This is a genomic window from Pseudomonas sp. PDM25 (assembly GCF_019219045.1).
Classification (GTDB): domain Bacteria; phylum Pseudomonadota; class Gammaproteobacteria; order Pseudomonadales; family Pseudomonadaceae; genus Aquipseudomonas.
This window is the reverse complement of sequence record NZ_JAHUWL010000052.1, coordinates 1-1,374: the sequence shown is the minus strand read 5'-3', so window position 1 is coordinate 1,374 and position 1,374 is coordinate 1. Positions and strand designations below refer to the sequence as shown.

2 protein-coding genes are annotated in these 1,374 nt (G+C 56.6%); one reads left to right on the top strand and one right to left on the bottom strand.

The genetic code is table 11. From position 1 onward, the window contains the following. Window positions 1–241: 241 nt before the first annotated feature. On the bottom strand, window positions 242–1,105 hold the full coding sequence (locus tag KW848_RS31250; protein ID WP_218539169.1) for a LysR family transcriptional regulator: 864 nt from the start codon (window positions 1,103–1,105) through the stop codon (window positions 242–244). Between the two features lie 112 nt (window positions 1,106–1,217). On the opposite strand from KW848_RS31250, the gene KW848_RS32300 reads away from it, so the two are divergent. Continuing rightward, window positions 1,218–1,374 (top strand): SDR family NAD(P)-dependent oxidoreductase (locus KW848_RS32300; RefSeq protein WP_218539179.1); only part of this gene is annotated, 157 nt, incomplete at its 3' end.

The window sequence follows — 1,374 nt, the reverse complement described above, 5'->3', positions numbered from 1 at the left end:
TTGTTCCAACAATTGTATCAGGGGTCACTGTTATGATTTTCAAAGGCATTGGTGTTGCTCGCCAGGGTTACCCGATGAATTTCCGCTAACCAAGAACCCACCTTTTGCGCAGGCGAACAGGGCACCTGCCGTTGTATTCGACTCAAAGGGCGCGTTGTTTGGCCCGTGCGAGTATCCGGATGCATATCCTCCCCGCTTCTAGTTCCGACGCCTGAGGACGGCACAGCTATGTGGCGCGTAATCAAGCATGCGCAAACGGTGGAAAGACATCAGAAAACGGCGGTGGCCGATGTGTCTGAAAATACTCGTGCAAGAGGCGTAACGTAGGCAGCTCCAGGGCCTGCGCGGCATAACAGAGACCGACGCGGCGAGTCGGCGTCGGCAGGTGCCAGGCACGTGCCACCACCCCTTTATGTTCGCTCACTAACGATTGCGGCAGCATCGCCACTCCGATACCAGCGCTGACCATATTCAGCGCCTGCTTCAATGAGCCGGCGTGACCGGCCACCGCCCCTGGCGAACACTCGTAGAGGGCCATCAAGCGTTGATGGGAGACGTGCTGCGGGCAGGTAATCCAATCGTCAATGGGTGTCCAACGCTGTTGCTCTGAGTCCTGCGCCATGGGGTGTTCGACGGGCAGTGTCATCACGTAGGACTCCTCCCAGAGCGGCAGGAACAATTCGTCCTCGCAGCACAGCTCTTCCACGGCCAGGCGGGCATCGCCCTGGCAACCTTCTTTCAGGGTCAGTAACAAATTGGGCAGCGCCTGATGGGCCATACGTATGAACCCTTCGATGTGGCTGTCAGCAATGTCACCTTCCACACCCAGCTCGAGCAGTGCGCGGCTTTCACCTGCACGAAATAATCGGCTCAAAGCCATTGCTTCGGCAACCATCCGCCGCGCCTGTGGATACAGCACTCGCGCCTCTTCAGTCACCTCTACGCCCCGTGGCTGGCGGATGAACAGCGTCGTACCCAACTCTTGCTCCAGCTGCTTGATGATCACCGAGAGCGTGGGCTGGCTGATAAACAAACGCTGCGCCGCCGATGTGATATTGCGCTCTTCAAAGACGGCCAGAAAGGCCTTGAGATGACGGATATCCATAGTTTATTTCGATGCCAGAGAGAGAAATAAAGCATTTTTAAGCCTTAACAGCAGTAAATATACTGTAGGCCAAGCTCAGTTATTTATTTTTCGTATTTCAGGAGATTCACACATGACCAAACCATTGATCATCATCACCGGAGCCAGTTCGGGGATTGGCGAAGCGGCGGCGCGGATGCTTTCGGCGGCGGGCCACCCATTGCTGCTTCTCGCCCGCCGTATCAACCGCCTGGAGGCACTAGGGCTGCCGAACGCTTTGTGCCGTGGCG